General features: G+C 68.4%; 25 protein-coding genes and 1 pseudogene. 9 read left to right on the plus strand and 17 right to left on the minus strand.

All coding sequences use genetic code 11. The features are described from left to right. Positions 1 to 8: 8 nt before the first annotated feature. Entirely contained in the window at positions 9 to 791 is a 783-nt protein-coding gene (locus OG470_RS37245) for a helix-turn-helix domain-containing protein (protein ID WP_442931148.1), read from the minus strand. Between the two features lie 236 nt (positions 792 to 1027). On the opposite strand from OG470_RS37245, the gene OG470_RS16515 reads away from it, so the two are divergent. Then, the gene (locus OG470_RS16515; RefSeq protein WP_328425237.1) at positions 1028 to 1693 is read left to right on the plus strand and encodes a DUF4097 family beta strand repeat-containing protein; all 666 of its coding nucleotides are present in this window, start codon (positions 1028 to 1030) and stop codon (positions 1691 to 1693) included. A 143-nt stretch (positions 1694 to 1836) separates the two neighbouring features. Here OG470_RS16515 and OG470_RS16520 read toward each other — a convergent pair whose 3' ends face one another. After that, the gene (locus tag OG470_RS16520; protein WP_328425239.1) at positions 1837 to 2502 is read right to left on the minus strand and encodes a GAP family protein; all 666 of its coding nucleotides are present in this window, start codon (positions 2500 to 2502) and stop codon (positions 1837 to 1839) included. Between the two features lie 81 nt (positions 2503 to 2583). Between OG470_RS16520 and OG470_RS16525 the strand changes: the two genes are divergently transcribed. Both OG470_RS16525 and OG470_RS16530 read left to right on the plus strand, forming a co-directional pair. Next, positions 2584 to 3213: a TetR/AcrR family transcriptional regulator gene (locus OG470_RS16525; protein ID WP_328425241.1), complete on the plus strand. Its 630-nt coding sequence runs from the start codon at positions 2584 to 2586 to the stop codon at positions 3211 to 3213. A gap of 94 nt (positions 3214 to 3307) precedes the next feature. Beyond that, positions 3308 to 3445: pseudogene (locus OG470_RS16530) on the plus strand (mycothiol transferase); the annotation flags it as partial. Here the strand turns inward: OG470_RS16530 and OG470_RS16535 are convergent. Together OG470_RS16535 and OG470_RS16540 are read right to left on the minus strand one after the other, a co-directional pair. Further along, on the minus strand, positions 3436 to 4737 hold the full coding sequence (locus OG470_RS16535) for a glycosyltransferase (protein ID WP_442931196.1): 1302 nt from the start codon (positions 4735 to 4737) through the stop codon (positions 3436 to 3438). The pseudogene OG470_RS16530 and the gene OG470_RS16535 overlap by 10 nt on opposite strands. A 104-nt stretch (positions 4738 to 4841) precedes the next feature. Next, positions 4842 to 5804 carry a TIGR03619 family F420-dependent LLM class oxidoreductase gene (locus OG470_RS16540; RefSeq protein ID WP_328425244.1) on the minus strand — a complete coding sequence of 321 codons (963 nt, stop codon included), beginning with the start codon at positions 5802 to 5804 and terminating at the stop codon, positions 4842 to 4844. A gap of 128 nt (positions 5805 to 5932) precedes the next feature. On the opposite strand from OG470_RS16540, the gene OG470_RS16545 reads away from it, so the two are divergent. Next, positions 5933 to 7045 carry an RNA-guided endonuclease InsQ/TnpB family protein gene (locus OG470_RS16545; protein ID WP_328425246.1) on the plus strand — a complete coding sequence of 371 codons (1113 nt, stop codon included), beginning with the start codon at positions 5933 to 5935 and terminating at the stop codon, positions 7043 to 7045. Between the two features lie 441 nt (positions 7046 to 7486). Here OG470_RS16545 and OG470_RS16550 read toward each other — a convergent pair whose 3' ends face one another. Both OG470_RS16550 and OG470_RS16555 read right to left on the minus strand, forming a co-directional pair. Then, positions 7487 to 8422, minus strand: coding sequence for an NADP-dependent oxidoreductase (locus tag OG470_RS16550; RefSeq protein ID WP_328425248.1), 936 nt, complete (start codon positions 8420 to 8422; stop codon positions 7487 to 7489). 68 nt (positions 8423 to 8490) lie between these two features. Continuing rightward, on the minus strand, positions 8491 to 9129 hold the full coding sequence (locus OG470_RS16555) for an HD domain-containing protein (RefSeq protein WP_328425250.1): 639 nt from the start codon (positions 9127 to 9129) through the stop codon (positions 8491 to 8493). A gap of 258 nt (positions 9130 to 9387) precedes the next feature. On the opposite strand from OG470_RS16555, the gene OG470_RS16560 reads away from it, so the two are divergent. Then, entirely contained in the window at positions 9388 to 10641 is a 1254-nt protein-coding gene (locus OG470_RS16560; protein ID WP_328425252.1) for a GlxA family transcriptional regulator, read from the plus strand. A 104-nt stretch (positions 10642 to 10745) separates the two neighbouring features. Here the strand turns inward: OG470_RS16560 and OG470_RS16565 are convergent, their stop codons facing one another. The 6 genes from OG470_RS16565 to OG470_RS16590 all read right to left on the minus strand — a co-directional run bounded on the left by OG470_RS16565 (position 10746) and on the right by OG470_RS16590 (position 16016). Continuing rightward, positions 10746 to 11354, minus strand: coding sequence for a class I SAM-dependent methyltransferase (locus tag OG470_RS16565; protein WP_328425253.1), 609 nt, complete (start codon positions 11352 to 11354; stop codon positions 10746 to 10748). A 153-nt stretch (positions 11355 to 11507) separates the two neighbouring features. After that, positions 11508 to 12623, minus strand: a complete 1116-nt coding sequence (locus tag OG470_RS16570) for a MerR family transcriptional regulator (protein ID WP_328425255.1) — start codon at positions 12621 to 12623, stop codon at positions 11508 to 11510. A 225-nt stretch (positions 12624 to 12848) separates the two neighbouring features. Continuing rightward, entirely contained in the window at positions 12849 to 14078 is a 1230-nt protein-coding gene (locus OG470_RS16575; protein WP_328425257.1) for a hypothetical protein, read from the minus strand. A 48-nt stretch (positions 14079 to 14126) separates the two neighbouring features. Further along, positions 14127 to 14456, minus strand: a complete 330-nt coding sequence (locus OG470_RS16580; protein ID WP_328425259.1) for a PadR family transcriptional regulator — start codon at positions 14454 to 14456, stop codon at positions 14127 to 14129. A 213-nt stretch (positions 14457 to 14669) separates the two neighbouring features. Beyond that, positions 14670 to 15623: a hypothetical protein gene (locus OG470_RS16585; RefSeq protein ID WP_328425261.1), complete on the minus strand. Its 954-nt coding sequence runs from the start codon at positions 15621 to 15623 to the stop codon at positions 14670 to 14672. Positions 15624 to 15659: 36 nt separating this feature from the next. After that, positions 15660 to 16016 (minus strand): VOC family protein, encoded by a 357-nt coding sequence (locus OG470_RS16590; protein ID WP_328425263.1) that lies wholly within the window; start codon positions 16014 to 16016, stop codon positions 15660 to 15662. Between the two features lie 179 nt (positions 16017 to 16195). On the opposite strand from OG470_RS16590, the gene OG470_RS16595 reads away from it, so the two are divergent. Together OG470_RS16595 and OG470_RS16600 are read left to right on the plus strand one after the other, a co-directional pair. Beyond that, the gene (locus OG470_RS16595) at positions 16196 to 17524 is read left to right on the plus strand and encodes an NAD(P)/FAD-dependent oxidoreductase (RefSeq protein WP_328425265.1); all 1329 of its coding nucleotides are present in this window, start codon (positions 16196 to 16198) and stop codon (positions 17522 to 17524) included. Further along, complete coding sequence (locus OG470_RS16600) at positions 17521 to 18417, plus strand: RNA polymerase sigma-70 factor (protein ID WP_328425267.1); 897 nt, start codon at positions 17521 to 17523, stop codon at positions 18415 to 18417. Before OG470_RS16595 ends, OG470_RS16600 begins: the two co-directional genes overlap by 4 nt. A gap of 193 nt (positions 18418 to 18610) precedes the next feature. Here the strand turns inward: OG470_RS16600 and OG470_RS16605 are convergent, their stop codons facing one another. After that, positions 18611 to 18751, minus strand: coding sequence for a hypothetical protein (locus OG470_RS16605; RefSeq protein ID WP_328425269.1), 141 nt, complete (start codon positions 18749 to 18751; stop codon positions 18611 to 18613). A 25-nt stretch (positions 18752 to 18776) separates the two neighbouring features. Here OG470_RS16605 and OG470_RS16610 point away from each other — a divergent pair, with 25 nt between their 5' ends. After that, positions 18777 to 20891 (plus strand): MMPL family transporter, encoded by a 2115-nt coding sequence (locus OG470_RS16610; protein ID WP_328425271.1) that lies wholly within the window; start codon positions 18777 to 18779, stop codon positions 20889 to 20891. 215 nt (positions 20892 to 21106) lie between these two features. On the opposite strand, the gene OG470_RS16615 is transcribed toward OG470_RS16610, so the two are convergent. Continuing rightward, entirely contained in the window at positions 21107 to 21676 is a 570-nt protein-coding gene (locus OG470_RS16615; protein ID WP_328425273.1) for a CPBP family intramembrane glutamic endopeptidase, read from the minus strand. A 98-nt stretch (positions 21677 to 21774) separates the two neighbouring features. On the opposite strand from OG470_RS16615, the gene OG470_RS16620 reads away from it, so the two are divergent. Next, entirely contained in the window at positions 21775 to 22173 is a 399-nt protein-coding gene (locus OG470_RS16620) for a hypothetical protein (RefSeq protein WP_328425275.1), read from the plus strand. Here OG470_RS16620 and OG470_RS16625 read toward each other — a convergent pair. The 3 genes from OG470_RS16625 to OG470_RS16635 all read right to left on the minus strand — a co-directional run bounded on the left by OG470_RS16625 (position 22133) and on the right by OG470_RS16635 (position 24826). Continuing rightward, on the minus strand, positions 22133 to 22846 hold the full coding sequence (locus tag OG470_RS16625) for a hypothetical protein (RefSeq protein WP_328425277.1): 714 nt from the start codon (positions 22844 to 22846) through the stop codon (positions 22133 to 22135). The genes OG470_RS16620 and OG470_RS16625 overlap by 41 nt on opposite strands. Positions 22847 to 22956: 110 nt before the next feature. Further along, entirely contained in the window at positions 22957 to 23619 is a 663-nt protein-coding gene (locus tag OG470_RS16630; protein WP_328425279.1) for a response regulator transcription factor, read from the minus strand. Positions 23620 to 23695: 76 nt separating this feature from the next. After that, positions 23696 to 24826 carry a sensor histidine kinase gene (locus OG470_RS16635; RefSeq protein ID WP_328425281.1) on the minus strand — a complete coding sequence of 377 codons (1131 nt, stop codon included), beginning with the start codon at positions 24824 to 24826 and terminating at the stop codon, positions 23696 to 23698. Positions 24827 to 24861 lie beyond the last annotated feature (35 nt).

Here is a 24861-nt window from a genome sequence, read left to right on the forward strand (position 1 = left end):
GCTTCGTCTCATGGCTGTGGCGGTCGAGACGGCTGCCTATCAGTGGTCTGGACCTGGTTGGCCGGTGCCGCCGAGGTTGTTTCGAGTTTGGTGTGGAGGACTTCGCGGGCCTGTTCGGCGGCACGGGTGATGCTCTCGCTGATGAAGTCGAGGAAGCGGGCGATGTTCTCCAGGCGGGTGGCGGCGGGGGTGTTGGGGCCGAGGATGGCGACGCCTTGGCGTGCGGTTTCGACGAGCTGGTCGTTGGATCGGGCGCTGGCGATCGTCGCCTGGTAGAAGAGCTCGTCGTCGACGACGTAGCGGTCGCGGCGGCGTTCGTCGCGTTCTCGACGGACGAGGCTCTGGCTCTCCAGGAAGGTGATCGCTTTGGAGATGGACGCCGGGCTGACCTGGAGGCGCTGGGCGAGTTGGGACGCGGTGAGGCTGCCCGCGTCGGTGGTGAACAGGCAGGTCAGCACCCGGGCTGTCATCTTGGTCAGGCCGGAAGCCATGAGGACGGTGGTGAACGTCTCCTCGTACTCGGCCACGGCCTCGGCGTCGCGTCCGTGCGGCTGGGGGACTGACTCCGCCCCCCGGGAGGAGGCGGGCCTGCGCCGGTGGGCGCGGCGTTCGGTGGCGCGGTGGGCCAGGTCGGCGCGGTAGGCGGTGGGGCCGCCGTTGCGCATCACCTCACGCGTGATCGTCGAGGTGGGACGGTCGAGGCGTCGGGCGATCTCTGCGTAGGGGAGGCTGTCGGCCACCCCCAGCGCGATCTGCTGGCGTTCCTGCTGGGTGAGCCTGCCTCCCGGCATCGCGATCTCCTTGGTGGTCCTTCATAGCGGTCCCTGATCCCCCCACTATAGCGTTCACTTCTCATTCATTGCAATGATCAGCCGCTCATCGTTGCATTGAATCCAGAGCCGTTGCAACACTTTCTAGGCTTCTACCTGCACATATGCCCATCCCGTGCAACAAAAGTGTTGCCGGGCTGTGGAAAGCAACGTAGCGTTTCCGGTGTCAGAAACACGAACGAGCACAGGAGAGCACGATGCAGAAGTTCGCCACCCCCACCCCGATCTCCGCCGTCCTGGACATCCCCGCCGGGCGCATCCAGTTCATCGCCGCAGACCGCGCTGACACCACCGTCGAGGTCCGGCCCGCCGACCCCTCCAAGAGCCGCGACACCAAGGCCGCTGAGCAGACCACCGTCGCCTACGCCGACGGCGTCCTGCGGATCACGGCCTCGACCCCCAACAGCCAGCTCTTCGGCCCCTCTGGATCCCTGGAGGTCACCGTCCAGCTGCCCGCCGGCTCCCGCATCGAGGCCAAGACCGCCAGCGCCGAGCTCCGCGGCGTCGGACGGCTCGGCGACGTCGCCTTCGAAGGCGCGTACCGCCAGATCAAGATCGACGAGGCCGCGAGCGTCCGCCTCACTGCGATCGACGGCGACGTCGAGATCGGCCGGCTCAACGGTCCTGCGGAGATCAGCACCGCAAGGGGCGACATCCGGATCGCCGAGGCCGTGCGCGGCACGGTCGTGCTCAGCACCCAGTCCGGCAACATTTCGGTCGCCGCCGCCGCCGGCGTCTCGGCCGCCCTGGACGCCGGCACCGGCTACGGCCGCGTCAGCAACGCCCTCAAGAACGATGGCACCGCCGAACTCGACATCCGCGCCACCACCTCCCACGGCGACATCACCGCCCGCAGCCTCTGAGAAGCAGAAGGGCTATACGGCCGGCCCACCGCGATCGAGATCCTGTCGGTCGCGGTGGGCCCGCCGTCTGTCCAGAAGGGCTTGCGATCCACGCGTTCGTCGCGACGCACCGGACTCTCCGGCAAGGCGGGTCATTCAGGGCGTTACCCCATGATCGAGTTGATGATGTGTTCCGCTGCTTCCAGGAGGATCAGGAGCCCTGCTATCCAGAGGATCCAGCTCAGTGCCGTGTTGGATCCCGTGGAGAGCTTTCTCTGCCACCGCTCGAACCGTTCACGCATCCGCTCGCCCAGGGCGGCCCATGTGACGAAGAGCAGGATGCCGGGGCTCACCATGATGGTCACGTATGCGACGAGGAGCAGCAACCATTGGCCGGCGGCCAGGTTGGCCGAGGTCATGATGCCGATGGCGCCGAAGTACGGCACGGCGGTGGTGAACTCGAACAGCCAGGTTCCCAGCCCCAGCAGCAGCATCGCGGGGATGGTGAAGGACCGGGCCCGGACGGGTGCACGTTCCGGCTTGCTCTTCGGGATGAAGTAGCTACCCACAATGAGCGCCGCGCCGAGGGCGGCCTGGCCCCAGGCCCACACGGTGTCGTCGACAAGTGGCACGACAGCACCCAGGCCGAGCATGAGCAGGACACCCAAGGCGAAGTACGAGATCGCGACCGATCCGAGGTACACGCCGAGCAGCGTGCCCACGCGGTGCGGACGGGCCAGCAGCAAATAGAGAGTCACCCCGATGACGGTGGGACTTAGCGTATCGAGCAAGGCCAGTCCGAGCACCGCTCCGATCGTCTCGATCGACAAACCTGTCTCCTTGAGAAGCCAGCCCATCTTGGCGACACGCCCGTGTCAGCTAAAATAACACGGCCGTGTTAGCATGTGGAAGTGCCGCGACTGGTTGATCACGATCAGCGGCGGGCCGAGCTCGGCGAGGCCGCCATCCGGGTGATCCTTCGCGATGGCCTTGCCGGGGTGACCGTCCGCGGCGTCGCCGTCGAAACCGGCTGGTCCACCGGGTCGCTGCGGCACTACTTCGGTAACCAGCGCGAATTGCAGGCCTACGTCGTGCAGGCCACCACCGACGCCCTTCGCCGGCGGATCGTCCCACGCGTGCAGCGACCCCGCACTCACGGCTCGGTGATCGAACGGATCGCCACGATCGTGGAGGAGATGCTGCCGCTCGATGCCGAGCGGCGCGAGGAGTACGCGCTGTGGTCGGCGGTGGTGGAATGGGAACGCCAGCATCCTCCGGACGGAGGCTCGGTGACGTGGACCGACCAGCGGGCGCTGTATCGCCAGTGCATCGCCGCCTTACGCGGGCACGAGACAACCAGCGAACCCAGCCAGGCCGCCATCCCGCACCCCGATGCTGAGGTCGAGCTCTGGGCGGCGCTCCTGCACACGTTCGTCGACGGACTCGCCTCTCAGATCATCAACACACCCCGCGAGGTGTCCGCCGTCGCCGCCGCACGACTGCTGCGTTCGCTGCTGCAAGCCGTACCTTCTGGTTGTTGAGACGGCGCCTGGGGTCAGCCCATGGTGGCGGTCGGGAAACGACGTCGGTCGGGGCTGGCCCCTTGTGGTGGTCGCAGGCTGAGGCCGCCGGGGCGAGCACGACATCCGCCGCCCCCTGACCGCGGCTGGCACCAATCTTCTCGGCCTGGTCAAGCACCTGTCGGTCTGGGAGGCCAGGTACTTCGGCGAGGTCTTCGGGCGGCCGTTCCCCGAACCCCGCCCTCAGCGGCGGGCGGGCGCATCGACGATTCCGGCGATCGCTTCGAACGGGTTGTACTGGCCGATCTCCTTGGCCAGGATCCCGGCCTGGGAGCGGTAGCCCGGGTCGCGCAGCACCGTCTGTACGGCGGCGTGCAACTCGGTCGCCTCCGGCATGTTGGTGCGCAGGTTGACGCCGGTGCCGCTCCACTCGACGCGGGCGGCTACCTCCGGCTTGTCCTCGCTGGCACCGGCGACCATCAGCGGCACTCCGTAGTACAGGGCGGTCTGCACCCCGCCGTAGCCGCCGTTGGTGACCAATGCGTCGGCGTGTGGCAGCAGCCGGTCGAACGGCACGAAGCCGGCCAGCCGCACGTTGTCCGGCACTTCGGCCAGCGCCCGGCGTACCAGGTCCGGCCCGTCCTCGCGAACGGTGGCGGCCACCACGAGGACGTCGAGGTCGGCGAGGGCGCGCACCGTGGGGATGACCAGTTCGTTCAGATCGTTGTTGGCGACGGTGCCCTGGGTGACGACCACCACCGGCCGGCCGGCTGACAGCTCGGGCCACCATGGCGGCTCTACGTAGTCGCCGGTGGAGGCTGGAGGAAGCGTACCGACGAACTGCAGGTGCTCCGGAAGGTCGCTGCGGGGGTACTCGAAGCTGGGCACGGTCAGCTGCAGGTAGTGGTCCGTACGGCGGAACGGCGCGTCGAAGAGGTAGCCGGGCACCGTCACACCCAACGACTCGAACGTTGCCTCGCCGAATCTCTGCAGCTCGGCAAAGACCTGGCGCACCTCAGCATTCATCGCGCGGTTGCGGGCGCGCGCCTCCTCGCCTGGCGTTGGCACGATACCGGCGCCGAACGCAGGAGTGTCCTCGCTCTGGATCAGCAGGGGGACAGAGCCCAGCGTCACGAGCGTCGGGCGTTCCTCCGGCGCTGTGGAGAGGCTGAGCACCGGTATCGACCAAAACCCAAGCTCACCAAGCACCACATCCGCGGGGAACCTCGCCAGCAGCGCGCGTAAACCCCGCACCTGCGCGGGCAGATGGCCGAGGAAGAAGTTCTCAAAGTCGAACGACAACTGGGCCGGTCCTGGTGGCAGTGTGGCCCGCACCGGAAAGAGGGTGTCCAACTTCCGGTCGTCGAGATCGGCTTGCGGCGGTAGTGCCTGGAATCGTGCTCCGATCGCCAGCGCGCGCTCCTCGAACCGGGATCCGGTGTATACGACCACCTCGTGACCACGCCCAACCAGGTCCGCCGCGACCGTGAGGACCGGGCTCACGTGTCCCTGAAAGGGAGTCGCTCCAACTATTACCTTGGCCATTCGAGTCTCCTCATTTAGTACAGCGCCGCCTTCACCACGCGAGGTTGGAGGGAGGTCCCGGCGTTCCGGCCCGATGGGCGCCGGAGCCCGCTGCTCGCTGATCCTCACGGCGCGAGGACGCCGAGGCGGTCGGCCGCCTCGATCACCTCACCGAGCAACCCGAGCCATTGGTCCACGTCGGCGGCCTTCAGGCCCACGTCGAGCCCGAGGCCCTGGCCGCCAGCGAGGTACACCTGGGTCACACCACTCTCGCGGGCGGCCATGAGGTCCTCGGCGATCTGCCGGGGCGATCCGCCGAGGAAGGGCCGGCCCTCCCCGATCGGCTCACGGGTGACCGGGGTCGGCCAGGGCACCTGGTTGACCACCATGAGATCCCCGGGGTCGCGGCCCGCCTCTCGGGCGGCGTCATAGAACGCGGACACGACGCCGCGCAGTTCCTGCGCCGAGGAGGTGATCGGGATCAGGCCGTCCGCGATCCGGGCGGCACGCTTGACGGCGGCCGGCGCATTCGCGGCCAGCAGCACCGGAATGCGGGCCTGGACCGGCTTGGGGTTCACCTGCGACGGCGCGATCCGGTAGAACTCGCCTTCGTGCCGGACCGGGTCCGGGCCCCACGCGGCCCGCATCGCCGTGATGAATTCCTCCGTGCGGGCGCCCTTGCGGCCGCTCGACACGTTCGCCGTCTCGAACTCGTTGTGCGGCCAGCCCTGTCCCAGACCGGCGATGACCCGGCCGCCGCTGAACCGGTCCAGGGTGGCGAGCCGGCGGGCGAGCATCACGGGCACATGCAGCGGCGCCACCAGAACCGCGGTGCCCAGCTTGATCCGCTCGGTCACGGCGGCGATGTAGCTCAGCGTCTCCAGCGGCTCGTACGTCGAGCCGTAGAACTCCGGCAACATCTCGGGTTCACCCCCCGTCCACAGCACGACCTTGTCGATCGGGCGGAGCAGGCGTTCAAACGTCCACAGGGCGCTGTAACCGAGCCGTTCGGCCTCCTTGGCGACCTTGACGATCGTCTCCGGCGAGGTCTGCGGCCCGGCGGTGGGCAGCGCGAGACCGAGTTCCATGGGTCCTCCCACAGGTCGAATTCATCAGGATCGCGGCGTGGAAACCCGGCCGTTTAGGGCCGGGGGAGGTAACGGCGCTCCCTCCCCTCGATGCTCGTCTTGCGTGATGGGTGGATAGAATGTGAGGCGTGGGTGAGGTGGTGAAGCGGGCGTACAAGTACCGCTTCTATCCGACCCCGCAGCAGGTTGAACAGTTGAATCGCACCTTCGGGTGCGTGCGCAAGGTTTACAACCTGGCCTTGGAGGCGCGCACCCGTGCGTGGGCCGTTGACCGGCAGCGCAGCACCTATGTGCAGTCCTCGGCGTGGCTGACCGAGTGGAAGCGCACCGAGGAGCTTTCGTTCCTCAACGAGGTCAGCTCGGTGCCGTTGCAGCAGACGCTGCGGCACCTGCAAGCCGCGTTCGCCGCCTTTTGGGGCAAGCGGTCGCGGTACCCGCGTTTCAAGTCCAAGCGTAAGTCCCGGGCGTCGGCGGAGTACACCCGCTCGGCGTTTCGCTGGCGTCACGGGCAACTCACCCTGGCCAAGATGGACGCCCCGCTGGGCATCGTGTGGTCGCGGCCCCTGCCCGAACGGGCCGAACCGTCGACGGTCACGGTGTCCCGCGACGCGGCCGGTCGCTGGTTCGTGTCCCTGCTGGTCGATGACCCCACCGTCAAGGCACTGCCGCCGCTGTTCACGGCGGTCGGGGTGGACGTGGGCATCACGAGCCTGCTCACCTTGTCCACCGGGGAAAAGGTCACCAACCCGCGTCATGAGCGCGCTGACCGGCGCAAGTTGGCCAAGGCGCAGCGGAACCTGTCCCGTAAGGGCAAGGACACCAAGAACCGGGCCAAGGCTCGCGTGGTGGTGGCCCGGATCCATGCCCGCATCGCCGATCGGCGGCGGGATCACCTGCACAAGCTGTCGACTCGACTCGTCCGCGAGAACCAAGCGGTCGTGATCGAGGATCTCAGTGTGCGCACCATGCTGCGCAACCACAGTCTGGCCCGCGCTATCTCCGACGCGGCGTGGACACAACTGCGCGGCATGATTGAGTACAAGGCCGCCTGGTACGGGCGGACCGTTATCGCCGTCGACCGCTGGTATCCGAGCACGAAGACCTGTTCGGCGTGCGGGCGGATCAACACCGCGATGGCTCTTGGCGTTCGTGTCTGGACGTGTCCCGGCTGTGATGCCGTGCATGACCGGGATGTCAACGCCGCGAAGAACATTCTCGCCGCCGGGCTGGCGGAGAGGTGAAACGCCTGTGGAGGGCCGGTGAGACCCGACCCGCGTCAGCGGTGAAGGCGCGGCCCGGTGAAGCAGGAACCCCCTCGGGTGACCGAGGGAATCCCCGCCCTTCAGGGCGGTGGAGGATGTCAAAAACGGGTTGTCAGAGATCGCGCGCAGTCCCGACGAGTCAGCGATGCCAGGACCTGGCCGGTAATTCGTCACGGCCGTATACCGCTGAGGATCTGCTCGGTGGTCCTGCCGGCACGGTGGCCAACCCACGCCCCGGGCAGCGGAGCTGCATGACGCCTTTCTCAGGCACGAGGAATGGCGTACCCAAGGGGATGAGTCAGGCATCGGGAAAGGTGGATCGTGAGGGGTGCCGCAATGGTGATGCTGGTCGCAGGGGTGCATCCGACGACCGCGGCAGCCGTGCCGGCGATCAGCACGCCGCTGGCATTCGCACACTGATCACGAGTGCTGCGTTCCTTGTTCGTCCGCGACCTGAATGATCGTCTTGCCTGGCGTGCGGCGGCGGGCGAACGCTGAGGCGGTTTCGGAAAGCGGTCGCACGGCGCCGACGATGGGGTTGAGCCGTCCGGTCCGGAGGCGCTGGGCGAGGTCGGTCAGCCGAGCGCGATCGGGTTCGACGACGAAGAAGATGGCCCGCCCGTCCTTGGGCTGCACGGTAGGTGGCGTGGCGATGGTGACGAGGGTGCCGCCCGGGCGTACCAGTTTGGTCGATCGCTCGAGGATGTCGCCGCCGATGACGTCGAACACCACGTCCACCTCGCCGACGTGCTGCAAATCGTCGGCGTCCAGGTCGAGGAAGGTCTGCGCGCCGAGGCCGAGCGCGACGTCACGGTCGCCTGCTCGGCCGGTGCCGATCACGCGAGCGCCCACCTCCCGCGCGAGTTGAACGGCGATCGAGCCGACGCCGCCCGCGGCACCGTGAATGAGGACGGTCTGGCCGGTCGTGAGGTGGGCGTGGTCGAACAGTCCCTGCCACGCGGTCAGTCCGGAGATGGGCAGCGCGGCCGCCACGGTGTGGTCGATGTCGGCGGCGAGGGGGGCGAGGTTGCGAGCCTCCACCGCGGTGTATTCGGCCAGGGATCCGTTGCGGGTCCAGTCGGTCAGTCCGAACACCCGCTGGCCCACGGTGAGGCCGGTGGTTCCGTAGCCGAGCTCGACCACGACTCCGGACAGCTCGTGCCCGGGGATGCTGGGTGCCCGGTCGCGACCGGCGCGATCGGACCACGTTCCCGGCCAGTCGAGTTCTCCGGGGGTGAAGCCTGCGGCGTGCACTTGCACGATGACGTCGTTTTCCGCAGCGTGGGGGTAGGGCATGTCGGTCAGGGTGAGCCCGCTGACACCCGCGTCACGGTCTCGCACGGTGATCGCTCGCATGCTCGAATCCTTTCCAAGAAAGTTCGTCGGCTCTTACCGTTCATCGCGTGCTCGCGTGAGATGTCCAATCAGCTCGGCCAGGGCGATCCGACGATGCGTTCGACCGTCGTGAAGCGCTGGAAGCCGGGGATGAAGTGTTCGAGCACGTCGGAGTTCACGGTGCCGTTCGTGGTTTCGGGACGGTTCTTCAGCCCGTCGACGTGGGCCCGCAGAAACTCGTTCTTGAAGTCCCCTCGTGGGTGGACGGCGAGAATCTCGCCCAGCTGATCGTGTTCCAGTCCGTCCAGGCCCAACCCGAGCACGTCGGTCAAGACACCGAGGTACGTGGTCGCGATTTCCGGGGCCATCCGGTCGGGGATGCCCGGCGTGGTGTGTAGCGCGATCGCCGTCCAAACGGTCTCGGCGGCAGCCGTCGAGAAACCCCGGTCGAGGAGGAACTTGCGCGCGTGGTCGGCGCCATCGACTTCGAAGCGCTGCTCGACGTCGGAAAAGGGAGTCAGGAGGCCGGCGTCATGGAACATGGCCGCCAGATAGAGCAACTCCGGGTCCGGTTTCACGCCGAGCTTGTGAGCGTGAATCAGGCTGAAGAGGAAGACCCTTCGGGAATGGTGGTAGATGAGAGGGCTGGTCGTCTCCCGGATGCGCCCGGTCGCTTCGGCGACCGCCGCTGTCTCAGGAATCTCCAGCCCCGCGATGACCTCTGGCACGATCTCTGACCTTCCCCGAGTGTGCGGACCATGTTTCCGACCTCCATGCTGCCCACTGATCGTCGTATGGCGCCGCCTTCGTCCGGACGGAAATCACCTATATCCGGACAGGGCGAAGTCGCAGTCGTGCTCCACGACGCGCGGTGCCGTGTCCCCCCAGCGGGACGAGCGCGTGGCCTGCGACTTCGTGTCGTCCGTCACGGCCGTTCCACGTGACGCCTGGTGTCGGGTTGATCGCGTGAGTCAATCGGGCATCGGTTGCGGAAAGAGGATTTCGTCGACCAGCCTTTGCAACGGCTCCGGCGTTTCTTGAATAAACCCCGCTGTGTACATAATCAGCCGAAGATCGCAGGGAGTTCGTTTACCTGCAATAGTCGAAACGTGAGTAACCCGGCCACGAGGATCCCCGTCGTCTCCGGTAATGGCGTGCTACCAATAAGCGGTGTCCATGCTCATGTTTCGCCGACCCGACGGCGGTCAGTGCCGCCGGGGTCCGGTCGCTCACCGCAGGGATCCGGCTCCGAAGGGACCGGTGTGGTGAACGCTGGCCCCTATCGCGTCGCGATCTTCGTCTACGACGGAGTGACGTTGCTGGACGTCGCCGGTCCCGCGGAGGTGTTCAAGGAGTCGAACCGGTTCGGTGCCGACTACCGGATCGTGCTGCTGTCGCCGACCGGTGCGGACGTCACGTCGAACCTCGGGGTCCGGGTCGCGGTCGACGGCGCCATCTCCTCGGAGCCGGCTTTCGACACGTTGCTGGTGGCCGGGTCCGACCTCTATCCGCGCGCCCGTGTCCCCGCCGACCTGGCGGACGTCGTACGGATACCGGCGGCTGTGGCCGGCCGGGTCGCATCGATCTGCACCGGGGCGTTCGTCCTCGCCGCCGCCGGGGTCCTCGACGGCAAGCGTGCGACCACGCACTGGCAGGTCGCGCACGAGCTTGCCGCCTGGTATCCGACGTGCCGCGTCGAGCCCGACGCGATCTACGTTCGCGATGGCACCACGTACACGTCGGCAGGCGTGACGGCCGGTATCGACCTGGCGCTCGCTCTCGTCGAAGAGGACCACGGGCCCGACCTGGCACGCGACGTCGCACGCGCCTTGGTGGTGTACATGCAGCGTGCGGGCGGCCAGTCCCAGTTCTCGGCGCCGCTGCAAGGACCGCCGCCCCGCTCGCCGGCGCTCCGCAGAATCACCGACCTGGTGACGGCGGACCCCCGTGGGGACCACTCGCTCGGTGAACTCGCGAAACACCTCAACGTGAGCACCCGGCACCTCACCCGGCTTTTCCACGACGAGCTGTCCACGACACCGGCCCGCTACGTGGAAAACATCCGATTCGACATGGCCAGGGCACTGCTCGACCAAGGACACACCGCGACGCAGGCAGCGACCCTCGCCGGGTTCCCCAGCTACGAAAGCATGCGACGGGTTTTCGCCAGGAAGCTGTCGATCAGCCCCGCCGCCTACCAGCGCCGGTTCAGCACGACCCGCCGCGCGAATGCGGGTTAGTACTCCAGTTGCAGTTGAGGGAGCTGGCGTGCGGCCGCGTCGTGTCTGGCCTCCGCCTCAGGACGGGTCCTGGCTTGGCGTTGCGCGTCAGGAACCGACTCAGCTCACCGGTCGGTTGCGACTGCCGCGATGGCGGCGAGCGGCCGGTGAGTGCCGTCACTGGGCCGCCGGTGGCGCTCAACTTCCGTGAAGCCGGCACGCGTCAGTCGCTCGGAGATCGCGTCGACGGGCCAGCGATAGGCGGTCACGACTTTGTGGTCGAAGGCGTCGACCTCGTCACCGTCGAAGAGACCCAGCACGATCGTTCCGGACGGGGCCATGGCTCGCCGGAACTCAGCGAGCATGCCGTCGAGATCTTGCGGCGGTAGATGGATCAACGAGTACCAGGCCAGGATGCCGGCGATGGAGTGGTCGGCGACGTCGAGGCGTTCCATCGACCCGAGGTGGAACTCGGCGCTCGGGTGGTTCGCCCTCGCGTGGGCGATGAACTCGGGGACCATGTCGATTCCCGTTGCGTCGACGCCCAGTGAGCGAAGGTAGCCGGTGATATGGCCAGGCCCGCAGCCGAGATCGAGCACCGTGCCAGGTCGGCCTGCCAGATGTCGCCCGATGAAGGCGAGGTCGTCGGCGTGTACCTGCTGGCTCGTGCCGAACAGCTCGATGTAGAGCTCTGCAACGGACGCGTACGCCTGCCGGACCTGCTCGATGTTCACCGCCTGACTATATGAGCTCTCGGATTGGCCGGAGCCGGGCCCATGACCAGTTCGCCGCCGACCGAAGGCGGCGACTCAGGCCAAGCGTCGCCGTGGTCGCAATTACCGATCGCGGTAGGTCCGCTCCTTGATGGCGTTCTCGCGCACGGTGGTTCAGGCTACGAGCAGGCGGAGGCCGAGCTCTGCGGTGTCGAGGGGGATGAGGTCGCGGTTGCGCTCGGCCCACCGACCTGAGGAAAGGTCTTCGCGGAGTGTGCTGACTGCCCGCTGCTCAGCCTGCGGTCCGACTCTGGTCCATACCGAAACCGCGCGGCGTACATGTTCGTCCAGGTATGCCTCAGGCCGGCGCCAGTGTGCCTCGAAGAAGCCGTCAGCGCAGTCCCAGGGGACGAGCACCGGCTCCGCGCGTCCTCCGATCGCGCGGGTCAGGTCGGCCAGGGACGGCCAGCCGACGAGAAGGTCCGCGAATTCAGGCAGGTAGTCGCGGGTGAGCCAGAACCGCTGACGCCAGCCGGTGTCATCGGCGTCGTAGGTGAACACCACCACGCGGCGGGCAACACGCCGCATCTCACGCAGCCCGGCGACCGGGTCGGGCCAGTGATGGACGGTGCTGACCGCCATCGCGGCATCAAAAGACTGGTCCTCGAACGGCAGACTCTCCGCGGCGGCGGCCACGCACGGCGCCGCGCCTGCGGGACGCTGCGCCCGCATGACCGCCGACGGTTCCACCGCCGTGACATCGCGGTCGGGGGGCTCGTAGGAACCGGTGCCAGCCCCGACGTTCAGCACCGTTCGTGCGTCCCCCAGCGCATCCCAAATGCGCGCGGCGATCCGCGGCTCGGTGCGCCGCGTCGCTGGGTAAGCAGATCCGATGGTGTCGTACAACTGCGCGCCGAACACTTGCAGTTGCTCCTCTGGCGTCGTCCTGATCCCCATTGCTCGTGCCTCCAGTTCCCTGTCTATGGCCGTCACCATGGCAGCAGCTCGATCGCGCTGGTCCATTAGCAGGCCGCGCAGCCGGCACAGGTGCGCGACTGCGTCGGTGGCCGGATCGTCAACCAGGTCCGCGATCTCCCGCAATCCGAAGCCGAGCCGCCGGTAGGCGAGCACCTCCCGGAGTCGCTCCACATCGTCGGCGGAGTAGGCCCGGTGCCCGGCCGCGGTCCGCGTGGACGGCTCCAGGAGGCCGATCTCGTCATAGTGATGCAGCGTGCGGACGCTGACGCCGGCCAACTCCGCCACACGTCCCACGGTCAGGTGATCCTCCACGCCACCGACTATGTGGCATGACGCCGCGTGAGGAGCAAGCACTTCGCTGCTGGCGTGACCGAGTGTCCGCTCATCGGCAACGCCTGTTTGATCATTGTGCGGTTGACGTTGCCTTCGAGGGCGCCGCCGTTCGGCATGAACGCCGTCCTCACATTGGGCCGCCGGTTAGGTTCGGTGGGCAAGCATCGTGCACCTCCCGGTCGGCGTTCGGAGCGTCCGGCTACGTCAGCCAGTGGCGCGGGTGCGCCGGCTTCCGAGCGCGGTGCCGAGGGCCGCGCCGGTGGCGGTACCCACCGTCCATTCGAAGATCATGCCGAGGAGGAACTCTGGACGCAGCACGTCGAGGACAGCGGCTTGCCACGTCGGCGGCACGGCGTCGCCGGTGCTCAGGTAGCCGGCATGCTGGTTCGCCCAGACCACGGCCTCGGGGAGGCTGACGGCGAGCACCGCGACCAGGGCGGCGAGCCCGGCCAGCGCTCCGGTGCGCAGCCCGGCGCCGAAGGATCGGTTGCGCCAGGCCGTGGTGAGCGCGACGGCCAGCAGTAGGGGCATCGGGAGGAACACCCAGAAGCCGAGTATGCCGCCGCGGTCGTGCGCCAGCGACCAGCGCGAGGCGGCCAACGTGGCACCTGCCACGACGACCGCCGTCCCTGCGGCCAGCAGCCATGCGCCGTGCGGCAGCGCGGACCGCAGCGCGGCCCGTACCCCGCTGAGGGCGAACCTGCGGCGCTCGGCTGGCGGGTCGATCGCCGCGAGTTCGGCCCGCAGCGCGGCACCCCATGCGGATCGGTTGTGGGGCAGGTCGGCGGTGGCCAGGTCGAGCAGGATCTGCCAGACGTCGAGTGCCGCGTGCTGACGGCCTGCAGTGCGGGCGCCGAGCGCGGCTCCGAGGACGGGCCACGGCATGTTCCAGGCCAGCGCGACCAGGAGGACGTCGAACGGCATCAGCAGGTCGCCGTCGCCGAGGTTCGCGACGACCGGGAACATGTCGGGCTCGGCCAGATAGGCGGCGCGCAGCGGCAGGTGCGCGGCCGCGGTGCCGGCGATGATGGCGGCGAGGGCGAGCAGCCCGGCGATGGTGCCGGCTCCGAATCCGCGGGCGCGGGCGATGGCGGCTGCAGCCGCGCCGACGAACGCGGCGCACCCGAGGGCCGCAAGCACTCCGAGCATCATGGACAGCAGCACTACGTCAAAGTCCCAGCGCGGGCCGTTGGTGACCGTGGCGAGGTACAGGCGCTCCAGGCCGGCAGTGAGCAGCGCGCCGGCTGCGGCGACGGCGATCAGTCCCGGCCACACCGGACGTCTGGTGCCGTCTCGCCACGCGGCGCGGGCGCGGGCGGCGAGCGTGCGCGCACCGCCCCGGCGTACGGCGTCACGCAGCCGGACCGCGAGCACCACGATCGCGAGCAGGGGCACCGGTAGGAGCAGCACCAGGATGAAGAGGAAAGCGAGCATCGAGGGCCTCCGAACGGCAGGTGCGGGTCGAGGTCGAGCGGTCGAAGCTCAGGTGGTCCCGGGCGCGAGCCGGGCCGCGCCCGGGGCGGGTGCGCCGTTCCTGGCACGTGCCGTCGCGGCGACGGCACGCGCGAGTTCGGCGCCTGCGGTGCTGAGCCGGTACAGGTGCCGGGCCGGCCGCCCGCGCGGCGGTTCGGTCTCCCAGGAAGTCTCGACGTGTCCGCGCTCGGCGAGGCGGATCAGGATCGGGTAGACGGTGCCCGCCTTCAGGTTGAGGGCGCGGCACAGGTCGTAGCCGTGGCTCCAGCCCTCGCCTGCCTCGGCGAGGGCGGTCAGTACGGCCGCGGTCTGCGGGGAGGGATGTCGGGTGCGGACCATGACACCATAGTCTACCTAGATAGAGTTATACGCAAGACCCATCCCTGATCTGCATTGCGCCTCCGGCTGACCGCTGGATGGCGAGCCGCTGAACCTCCCGCCATGATCAGGGCAGCGATGGTCCACTACATAGGCCCAAGGTCGAGAAGCGAACCCACGCTCATCGGAATCTGAGGGCGTCCACGACGACGGCGATTGGTAAAGCACGCTGACTCAGCTTTGTTGGTAGTTCACCGCGGCGAACCCGCACGGCTGGTGCAGGTGCAGGTAGTAAGCGCCCTCGCCGAAGTCGTCCAGGTCCGCGCCGCCGATCAAACCCACATAGTCCATCGGTTGGCCGCAACCGGGGCAGTCGGCGTGCTCGGCGTCCTGGATCCAGTCGGGCCGACCGCCCAGCGTCGAGCCGCCGCGATTCCAAGCGCTGGCCTGGTAGGGGTTCGGCAAGGCCGGCCCCAAGACCGGAAGCAGCGCCGGCGGGTCCTCCGGTTCGGCAGCATCCGGGAGGTAGCTCGGGCGGGTGTTGCCGGCCCACCAGGTAGCGGAGCCGGACGGCGTGACCCGGCTGTACAGCGTCGTATAGCAGGCGCAGAAGTGGCAGGTCTCGATCACCAATCGGCCGGACCAGGCCGCATGTGTCAGCGCAGCTTCGATGGCCGGTTCTGCGGTGTCCAGGTCCACGGCAACCCAGAGCGGCGACGCACACCATGGACAGGTGGGCCCGTCTGCGCGTCGGGGTGTTTCGCGCATGACCCACCGATGCGCGGTGTCGCCGCACAGGTCCCGTCGGCTGTCGTCTGGGCCGATCGTCCAACCGCCCTCGAGCGCGTAGCTCAGCGCACCGACGTGCAGTTCGTCCGCGCCGACAGGCGGTTGCGTCGACCAGCGGCGCATGGCGCTCTCGGCGAGCGGGTGAGCACAGTGCGCCAGGATCAGGAGCAGATGATTGAGCCGATCCGGTGTCCGCCCGTCGTCGATCCGCTCGATGACTCGGCGGACCACGTCGGCGCCTGCCGCACGGTACAACTTCGCCGGCCACAGCACGTCGAGGTCGAGCATGAGGCCCTGGTACGGGGCGAGCCTCCGCGGATCGGCGTCCGCGATCTCGCACAATTCCTCGATCGCGTCGTCGTCCTCGGCGGCCGTCCTCCTGATCAATTCCTCGATCACGAGCGGATCGTAGCCGGGTCGATCTGCCGGCCACCGTCAGCTGTAGTACTGAGCGAGGCAGAACTCGTGGTCCTCCGGGTCGGCCATGACCACGACCACACCCTCGTCATAGTCGTGCCGTTCACCGGTGAACCGGCCACCAAGACCGATGACCAGCGCCATCGCCTCGGCGATATCGTCGACGGAGACGTCGAGGTGAATCCGCACCTTGCCTGTTCGAGGCTCCGGCACTGGCTGGAACACCAGCCGCGGCTGAGGGTCACTTCGTTCGCCGAGGTAGACCCAACCCTCCTGCGACGGCCCAGGATCGCGACCGAGCAGGCCGCTCCAGAACCGGGCTACCCGCTCTGGGTCAACGCAATCGATCGTGACACCGGACCAGACGTTCGCCATGTACTGATCCTGACAGAGCTCCGGTCAGCGATCGTCCAGCGTCGACGCCACCCGGAGGCACTCGGGTCGGTATCACACGAGACGGGTGACGGCTTGGGCGCAGACCAGCGAGGTGGTCAACCGCCGTGGCGCCACTTTCCGCAGGTGGGTCTCGTCCTTCCGCGCTGAGCGGACTTGTGGTGCCGGCAAGCGTGGGGGCCTGGGGGGTCGGCATCCGGCAGGTTGCCGCAGGCCGCCCCACCGCCTGTTCTCGCGTTACTAAGTGGAGTGATTCGCATCACGTCGTGTCATGTTTCGACGTTCCGTGGTGTCTTGGGGGCATGACTGAGCACATCACACGCCACAAGATTGTCGTGATCGGCGGTGGTTATGCCGGAACGCTCGCGGCCAACCATTTGCGGATGCGTGCCGACGTCGACATCGCTTTGGTCAATCCCCGGCCGAACTTCGTCGAACGAGTGCGGCTGCACCAGTTCGTGGCCGGCACCGGCGACGCCACGGTCGACTACGCCAAACTGCTCGGCGAGGGTGTCCAGTTGGTTGTCGACAGCGTCACGCGCATCGACACCACCGCCCGCGCAGTGCAGTTGGCGTCGGGCCGCGCGCTGGACTACGACTATGTCATTTACGCGGTCGGCAGCACCGCAGCGATACCGTCATCGGTGCCTGGCGCGGCCGAATTCGCATTCCCCATCGCAGAGTTCGAGGCTGCGCGGCGGCTGCACGCCAGGCTGGAGGAGTTGCCCGTCGATGCTCCGGTCACCGTGGTCGGTGGCGGACTGACCGGCATCGAGACGGCCGCCGAGTTGGCGGAGCAAGGACGTACGGTCGCCCTGGTCTGTGGCGGAACCCTGGTGTCGTCATGGAGTTCGCCGGGTCGCCGGTACGCCGCCAAGTGGCTGTCCCGGCACGGTGTCACCGTGCGCGAAGCTGACGTGGTGATCGCGGTTCGCCCGGATGCGATCGTCTTTGCCGACGGTACGGTGCGTTCGAGCGCACTGACCATATGGGCGACCGGTTTCGGCGTGCCGGAGCTGGCGGCCGCGAGCGGGCTGCGTACCGACACGCTCGGCCGGCTGCTCACCGACGAGACGTTGACCAGTGTCGACGACGACCGGGTGGTCGCCGCCGGCGACGCCGCGGCACCGTCGGGCCAGCCGCTGCGAATGAGCTGCCAGGCCGCCGGGCCGCTGGGGGCCCAGGCCGCCAACACCGTGCTGAGCCGCATCGCGGGGATCGAACCGGCGGTGATCAACCAGGCCCTCACGGGGTCGTGCGTCAGCCTCGGCCGGCACGCCGCCATGCGGCAGCTCGCCCGCAAGGACGACACTGTGGTGAACATCTACATCGGCGGCCGGCTGGGTGCCGCGATCAAGGAGCTGACCTGCAAGGTCGCGGTGTCGAGGATCCGTCGCGAGGCCCGCAAGCCGGGTTCCACGGGCTGGGTCAAGGGCGGTCGGCGGCTGGAGCAGTCGGCCTCCGCCGCGCGGGTGGTCACGTCCCCGTGACCACCGACGAGCATGCCGAGCGATTCACCCTGTTGCGGCCGCTGCTGTTCACGATCGTCTACGAAATACTCGGCTCGGCCACCGAATCCGACGACGTGCTGCAGGACAGCTATCTGCGGTGGGCCGAGGTGGACCTCGCGACGGTGCGGGACACCAGGTCGTACCTGGCGCGGCTGGTGACCCGTCAGACGCTCAACGCGTTGCGGGCGAGCGCGCGCCGTCGCGAGGACTACGTCGGCCCGTGGCTGCCGGAACCGCTGTTGCTCGACGAGAACGACCCGTCGGCCGACGTGGTGCTCGCCGAGTCGGTGTCGATGGCGATGCTGGTACTGCTCGAAACACTCACCCCCGATGAGCGTGCGGTGTTCGTGCTGCGCGAGGTGTTCGGTTTCGGCTACGACGAAATCGCCGCAGCAGTAGGCAAATCCGTGGCGACGGTGCACCAGGTGGCGCACCGCGCCCGCGAGCACGTGCAGGCGCGACGCAGGCGATTCCAGCCCGTCGACGCCGCGAAGACGGCGCAGATCACCGAGCAGTTCATGACCGCGGCGGCCACCGGTGACATGGCAGGGCTGCTCTCCCTGCTCGCGCCGAACGTCACCTGGACCGCCGACAGTGGCGGCAAGGCCACCGCGGCACGCCGGCCGGTGGTGGGCGCGCGGAAGGTGGCGGCCGTCCTCATGGACCTCCTCCGCACAGGCCTGCAGAGGCCGGGCATGCGAATCCAGATGGCCAACTGCAACAACGGGCCCGCGATGGTCGCCCACATCGGTGACCGCCCCGAAGGCGTCCTCCTGATCGAGATCATCGACGGGAAGATCACCAACTTCTACGCCATCCGCAACCCGGACAAACTCGTCGCGATGACGGTTCCGCGGCAGATCAGCCGGTAAGGAGCCGACAATCCGCAGCGCATTGGGTCACCATCGCGTATGCCCTGCGAAGGCTGAGCGACGTGGAGGTCGGCGGCGGTTTCGTGGAGGCAAGGCTCAAGTAACGGAGGGCCTGCCGCCGATCCAGGACGGGGACAAAGTTGCCCGCCTGCTCGCTGGTGTCGCCCGGCTTCGGCAAGGCTCTCAATGTCGTCTACCGCAGCGCCAGCGGCGACTCATCGGCGCTGCTGTTCGACGGTGACTTTCCTTCGCCGTCGTCGTACTCGACCTCATTTCGGGCGACAGCCAGGGGTGCGGAATCTGCGCCGTCATCAATCCCGACAAGCTTTTCCACGTCGACTGAACACTAAGGAATCCCCATGTTGCGAAAAGTGATGACCTTGCCCAGTGGCAGGATTGCGAAATGGGCCATCGTGGCCATCTGGGTCGCCCTGATGGTGCCGGCCTTCATGCTGGCCGGCAACCTGGGCGACGTTGAGAAGAACGATAATTCGGCCTGGCTGCCGAGCAACGCGGAGGCGACCAAGGTCATCGACCAGGCCAAGAAGTTCCAGCCCGCCGATACCCTGCCCGCGATCGTGATCTACGACCGGCCCGAGGGCGTCACCCCTGCCGACATGGCCAAGGCCCAAGCCGACGCCGACGCCTTCAAGGGCATCGAAAAGATCGTGGGGCAGCCACAGGGGCCATTGAGGGCCCAGAATGGCAAGGCCATCCAGATCGTGGTCCAGGTTGACGACGGTAACGAGGGCTGGGACGGGGCTCACAAGGTCGTCGACGCGATGACCAAGATCGGCGAACAGAACGCCAACGGTCTCGGGTTCCACGTCACCGGACCGGCTGGTTACGCGTCCGACTCGATAACGGCCTTCAGCGGAGGAGGCGCCCTGGGGGCGATCACCGCGTTGGTGGTGGTCGTCATCCTGTTGTTCACCTACCGCAGCCCGTTGCTGCCACTGCTGCCGCTGCTGACTGCGGGCGGCGCCCTGGTCGCGGCGGAAGCGGTGATCTACCTGCTGGCGAAAAGCGCCGGGCTCACCGTCAACACGCAGACCAGCCTCATTTTGACCGTACTGGTGTTCGGTGCCGCCACCGACTACGCGCTACTGCTCATCTCGCGGTACCGGGAGGAGTTGAGGCGGTACGAGGACCGGCACGAGGCGATGGCGGAGGCCCTGTACCGCTCCAGTCCCGCGATCATCGCCAGCGCCGCGACCGTCGCTGTCAGCCTGCTGGTGCTGCTGCTGGCCACTCTGAACTCCACAAAAGGGCTCGGCCCGGCCTGTGCCGTCGGTATCCTCGTCGGGCTGCTCGCCATGGTCACCCTGATGCCGGCCCTGTTGGTCATCTGCGGCCGCTGGATCTTCTGGCCGGTGAAGCCGTCGTACGGCTCGGTCGGGACACCCAAGGACAGCATCTGGACGCGGGTCGGCACCGCCATCTCCGGTCGGCCGCGGATCGTGTGGGTCGGCACCGCGCTCGTCCTCGGCGTCATGGCGATCGGGGTGACGGGGCTCAAGGCCGATGGGATCCCGAGCAAGGGCCAGTTCACCAACGAGCCGCAGGCGGTCGTCGGCGAGGAGATCCAGGCCAGGCACTTCCCGGCCGGGTCGGGTGACCCCATTTACGTCGTGGCCAAGGCTGCCTCGGCGGAGCAGGTCAAGAGCGTGCTGTCAGGCGTCCCAGGGGTCGCCGACGTCGCGGCACCGATGATCAAGGATGGTGAGGTCTTCGTTCTCGGGACGCTCAAGGACGCTCCCGGCAGCAAGGCCGCGATGCGCACCGTCGAGCAGGCCAGAACCGCGGTCCACAAGATCGAGGGTGCGGATGCCCGGCTCGGCGGCAGCACGGCGATCGCACTCGATACACAACAGTCGGCCGCCCGCGACTCCAAGGTGATCATCCCCGTCGTACTGATCGTGGTCTTCCTCATCCTCGCGCTGCTACTACGGGCGATCGTCGCACCGCTGCTGCTCGTGGCGACGGTGGTGCTGTCGTTCGGTGCGGCCCTCGGCGTGAGCGCTCTGATGTTCAACCACGTGTTCGACTTCGCCGGGGCGGACGCGAACTTCCCGCTCCTGGTGTTCGTGTTCCTGGTCGCCCTGGGCATCGACTACAACATCTTCCTGGTCACCCGGGTACGGGAAGAGGCACTGCTGCACGGCACCCGGCGCGGCGCGCGGACCGGGCTGTCCGCGACCGGCGGCGTGATCACTTCGGCCGGACTGGTACTGGCCGGTACCTTCGCGGCGCTGGGATCGCTGCCGTTGGTGTTCGCGGCGCAGCTGGGGTTCGCGGTGGCGTTCGGCGTGCTGCTCGACACCATGATCGTCCGCTCGGTACTGGTCACCGCGCTGACTCTGGACGTGGGTCGATGGATGTGGTGGCCCAGCAAGCTGTTCAAGCACCACGAGCGCCAGCCGTCGGCGGGCGAGGCCGACCCCGAACCCGCTTTCGTGGACGCGGGCAGGTGACAGCCTTCCGGCGCCGGGCCGGAAGGCCCTGCCTCTGGAGGTGACGCCGCTTGGGAAGGCCGGCCGTACGGTGCGTGGCCACGACCGTGTTCGGCCGCGTTGTGTGGGCCAAATCCGGCCCTTGCGACTTACATTGCGAGCGCCGGCCCGCTCATGGACCTTGTCCATGAGCGGGCGGGGTGCGGTTGATGGTTGCTTGTTCTCCAGATGTGGGCTCACTTCGGACTGGTCGAGCTCGCTTTGGTACGCGGGTCGCGGTGGTGGTCGGGCGAGGCGCTGACGAGCTGGTGGGTCCGGTGTTGTGACGCGGCCTGGTACCGCCCGCTGAGCAGAACCCAGCCGGCCACCACGGCCATCGGCGCCGTCATCACCATCGTGGTCGCAGTGGCATCGGACCCTTCACCCAGCAGCGTGCCGGTCAGCAGCGACAGGGTCATGTTGTTCCCGGCATGGGCGACGGTGGTGGTCCAGATGCTGCCGCTGCGCAGCCGCAGCCAGGAAAGAATGATCTCTTGGCACATGAATGACACCGTCCAGACCAGCAGGCCCAGGGCCACGTTGCTGAACTCGGTGTACCCGAGGAAGGGCAGCGGGTAGTGCCAGATCGCCCAGATCAGGCCCGTGGCCAGGGTGGCGGCCAGTGGTCGTCCGGGAAGGATCCGCAGCCGCAGGTAGCTGGTCCAGCCGAACTCCTCGCCCCAGTAGAGCGGGGCGAGCAGGGGGACGACGAGCATCAGCACAGCCAGGAAGGCCCACCAGGGCAGGCCCGGTACCAGATCGTTCATCGGCGCCAGGGTTGGCCGCCACAGCCCCGCGGCCGCTGTAGGGCGATGTCTGGCATCCTTGCCCTGTGAGCCGACACCGGGCTGGGCCCCCGAACCGGGTGCTGGCCGGCGCCGACGTGGCGCTCGTGGGCCTGTTTTCGGCGCAGGACAACGAGTTCGGTGCCAAGCTCGATCTTCTGGCGACCGCAGTGGAAGCACACGGTGGTCGGGTGGTGAGTCGGCACGTCCAGCGGCGGGGCGTCTCTCGCGGCGGTGTGGACAAGATGACCACTCCCTTCTCGCGACGGACGTTGCTCAGCCCGGGTAAGGCACGCGAAGTCGCCGACGCGTGCCAGGCGTCCGGAGTCGGCGTCGCGGTCTTCGCGAACCCGTTGACCGAACATCAGCGAGCTGTCCTCAACGAGATGTTCGACTGCCTCGTCATCAGCAACGAGGACCTCTTCGTAGGCCCGGAGGTCAGGCCAGCAGACGTTCCCGCATCCTCGCGCCCAGATTGATCCCAGCTACCGCCCGAGGGCCGGTCGGATCGTGCACGGCGAGGGTGTTGTTCCGGCGCATCAGCTCACGGACCGGAGGTGGCAGCCGGGGCGGGTCATCTATGGCCGCCAGGACCTTCGCGGCGCTGGAGATCAGTCGATCGGCCAGGGCGGCGGCGTCGGTGTCTACCCGCACCCGGCCGTACTCCCAGCCGGCGGTGGTGAGGTCGAGCACCTCGAACATGTGGGTCAGGAGCGGGTTCGGGTCGGTCACCCGGTCGAGCCGGGGCGCCTGGCTGCCGACTACCGCGACGGCGGCAGCCACCTGCGCGTACGGGTGGAAGCCGCACGGCAACGCGAACAGTGGCCACCGCAGGGCCGGGCCGGCCTCCATCCACAGCGGCCGGTAGTTCCGGCGGTGCACCAGGAGCCGCCGGCCCGTCCGTCGGTGTATTTCCTGGGCCTGGGTCTTCAGGTCCGCGTGGGCCTCGTCGGCGACCTGGCTCACGATCCGGGCTGCCACCACCAAGCCGTCGTCGCTGTTCAGCATTCCGGTGACGGCCTCGACCTGCTCGGAGAACCGGATCTGCGCGCCGGCGCCGTACCGATACTGGACGTCCCGTAGCAGCGCCTCCTGCCGCCCCGCATCGAGCTGGACCCGCCCGCCGCCCAGCAACCGCCGGAGCCAACGCATTTCGCCTCGTTTCAGCCAAGCCGTCCCAGACCGCGGCAATGCTAGTGCGTCGGACCTTCCTCGTCCGGTGACGGGGTGGCAGAGCGACCTCTACGCAGGACGACGCGGTGTCACCGGCGACGCGGCGTGATCAGTCCCGACTCGTACGCCCACACGACCAGCTGGGCACGGTCGCGGCAGTGCAGCTTCATCATGGCCCGGTTGACGTGCGTCTTGGCGGTCAACGGACTGATCACCATGCGCAAGGCGATCTCGTCGTTACTCAGCCCTCGGGCGACGAGCTCGACGATCTCCTGTTCGCGGGCGGTCAGCACGTCGCGTCCGGCGGCTGGCTCGGCCGGCGGTGGGCCGGCCACGAACTCGCTGATGAGCGTACGTGTGACGGCCGGGGCGAGCAGCGCGTCGCCGCGAGCCACGACAGCGACGGCCTGCAGCAGGTCGGCGGGGTCGGCGTCCTTGAGGAGGAAACCGCTGGCGCCCGCGCGGAGTGCGGCGAAGACGTAGGAGTCGAGCCCGTAGTTGGTGAGGATGAGGACGCGGATCGCGGCGAGGTCGGGATCAGCGGCGATGCGCCGGGTGGCTTCGATGCCGTCGAGTCCCGGCATCTGCACGTCCATGAGCACGACGTCCGGGCGCAGGCGTCGCGACAACTGGACGGCCGACGTGCCGTCGGTGGCCTCGCCGACGACCTCCAGGTCGTCCTCGGCGTCGAGCAATGCCCGGAATCCGGCCCGCATCAGAGCCTGGTCGTCGGCGAGCAGGACCCTGATCATGCCGGCTCCTCCCTCCGGTCGGAGCCGCCACGATCCGTGGCTGACTGAGCTGGTTGGACCTCGCGCAAGCGCTCGGTCATGCCTGACCGTCCAGCGGGAACGTGGCCCGTACCGTGAACCCGCGGTCGTCGTGGGCGGCGGCTCGCAGTGTGCCGCCCACTCCGGTTACCCGTTCCCGCATGCCGCGCAGGCCCACACCCGGTGTCACCGGCCGGACCGGCGACGCCTGGCCGTCGTCGGTCACCGAGACGGTCAGCTGCGCCGGGGCGTACTCGACGTGGACCTGGGCGGTGGCGGGGCCGGCGTGGCGGGCCACGTTGGTCAGGGCCTCCTGGACGACGCGATATCCGGCCTGGTCGACCTCGGCGGGCAGGTCCCGGGGTTGACCCGTGACGGTCACCTGCACCGGTACGCCAGCGGCCCGGGTCCGTTCGGCGAGCTCGCCCACCCAGGTCAGCCCGACGCGGTCCTCGTCGGAGGGTGAGCGCAGAACGCCCAGCGTGGCTCGCAGTTCCCGCATCGCGGCGCTGCTGGCCTCCTGGATCGCCAGCAGCGTGGCCGAGGGCTCCTCGCCGTGCTTGCGGGCCAGGTGCACGGCGATCCCGGTCTGCACCTTGATCACGGAGATGTTGTGGGTCAGCGAGTCGTGCAGATCGCGGGCGATGCGCAGGCGCTCCTCCCCGGCGCGGCGCAACGCCATCTCCTCGCGGGTGCGTTCGGCCTCGATCGCCCGCTGCTCGACCTGTTCCAGGTACGCCCGGCGCTGCCGCGCGACGAACCCGGCGACGTTGGCCGCCACAAACCAGCCCAGCAGCAGGGCGGTCCGCTCGGCGATCAGCTGGCCGGGTTGGCCGGCGGGCGCGACCGAGATGTCGCGGGCCAGGAAGCCACCGAGGAAGACGACGCTGGCCAGGGCGGCGGCCGATCGGTGCCCCCGCCAGGCGGCGACGTAGACCGCGCCGAGGACGGGGAACGCGGCGGACACCCCGGAGTGCACCCGGACGTGGAGGGTCAGCATGGCGACGGTCACCACGCTCAACGCCACGACCGGGTACCGCCGGCACACCGCCAGGGCCGCCGCCATGGCCAGGACCAGGAGGACGTCGACAGCCCCGACCGTTGCGGCGTCCGGTGCGAGCGCGGCGTTGCCGAGCAGGAGGCCGCCGAGGGCGAGGCCGCTGAGGGCGTACGGCAGGTCGCGGCGCATGGTCGAACTGTAGAACGGCCGTCGTCAGCGGAGCA

This window comes from Micromonospora sp. NBC_00389, from assembly GCF_036059255.1.
Taxonomy (GTDB): Bacteria; Actinomycetota; Actinomycetes; order Mycobacteriales; family Micromonosporaceae; genus Micromonospora.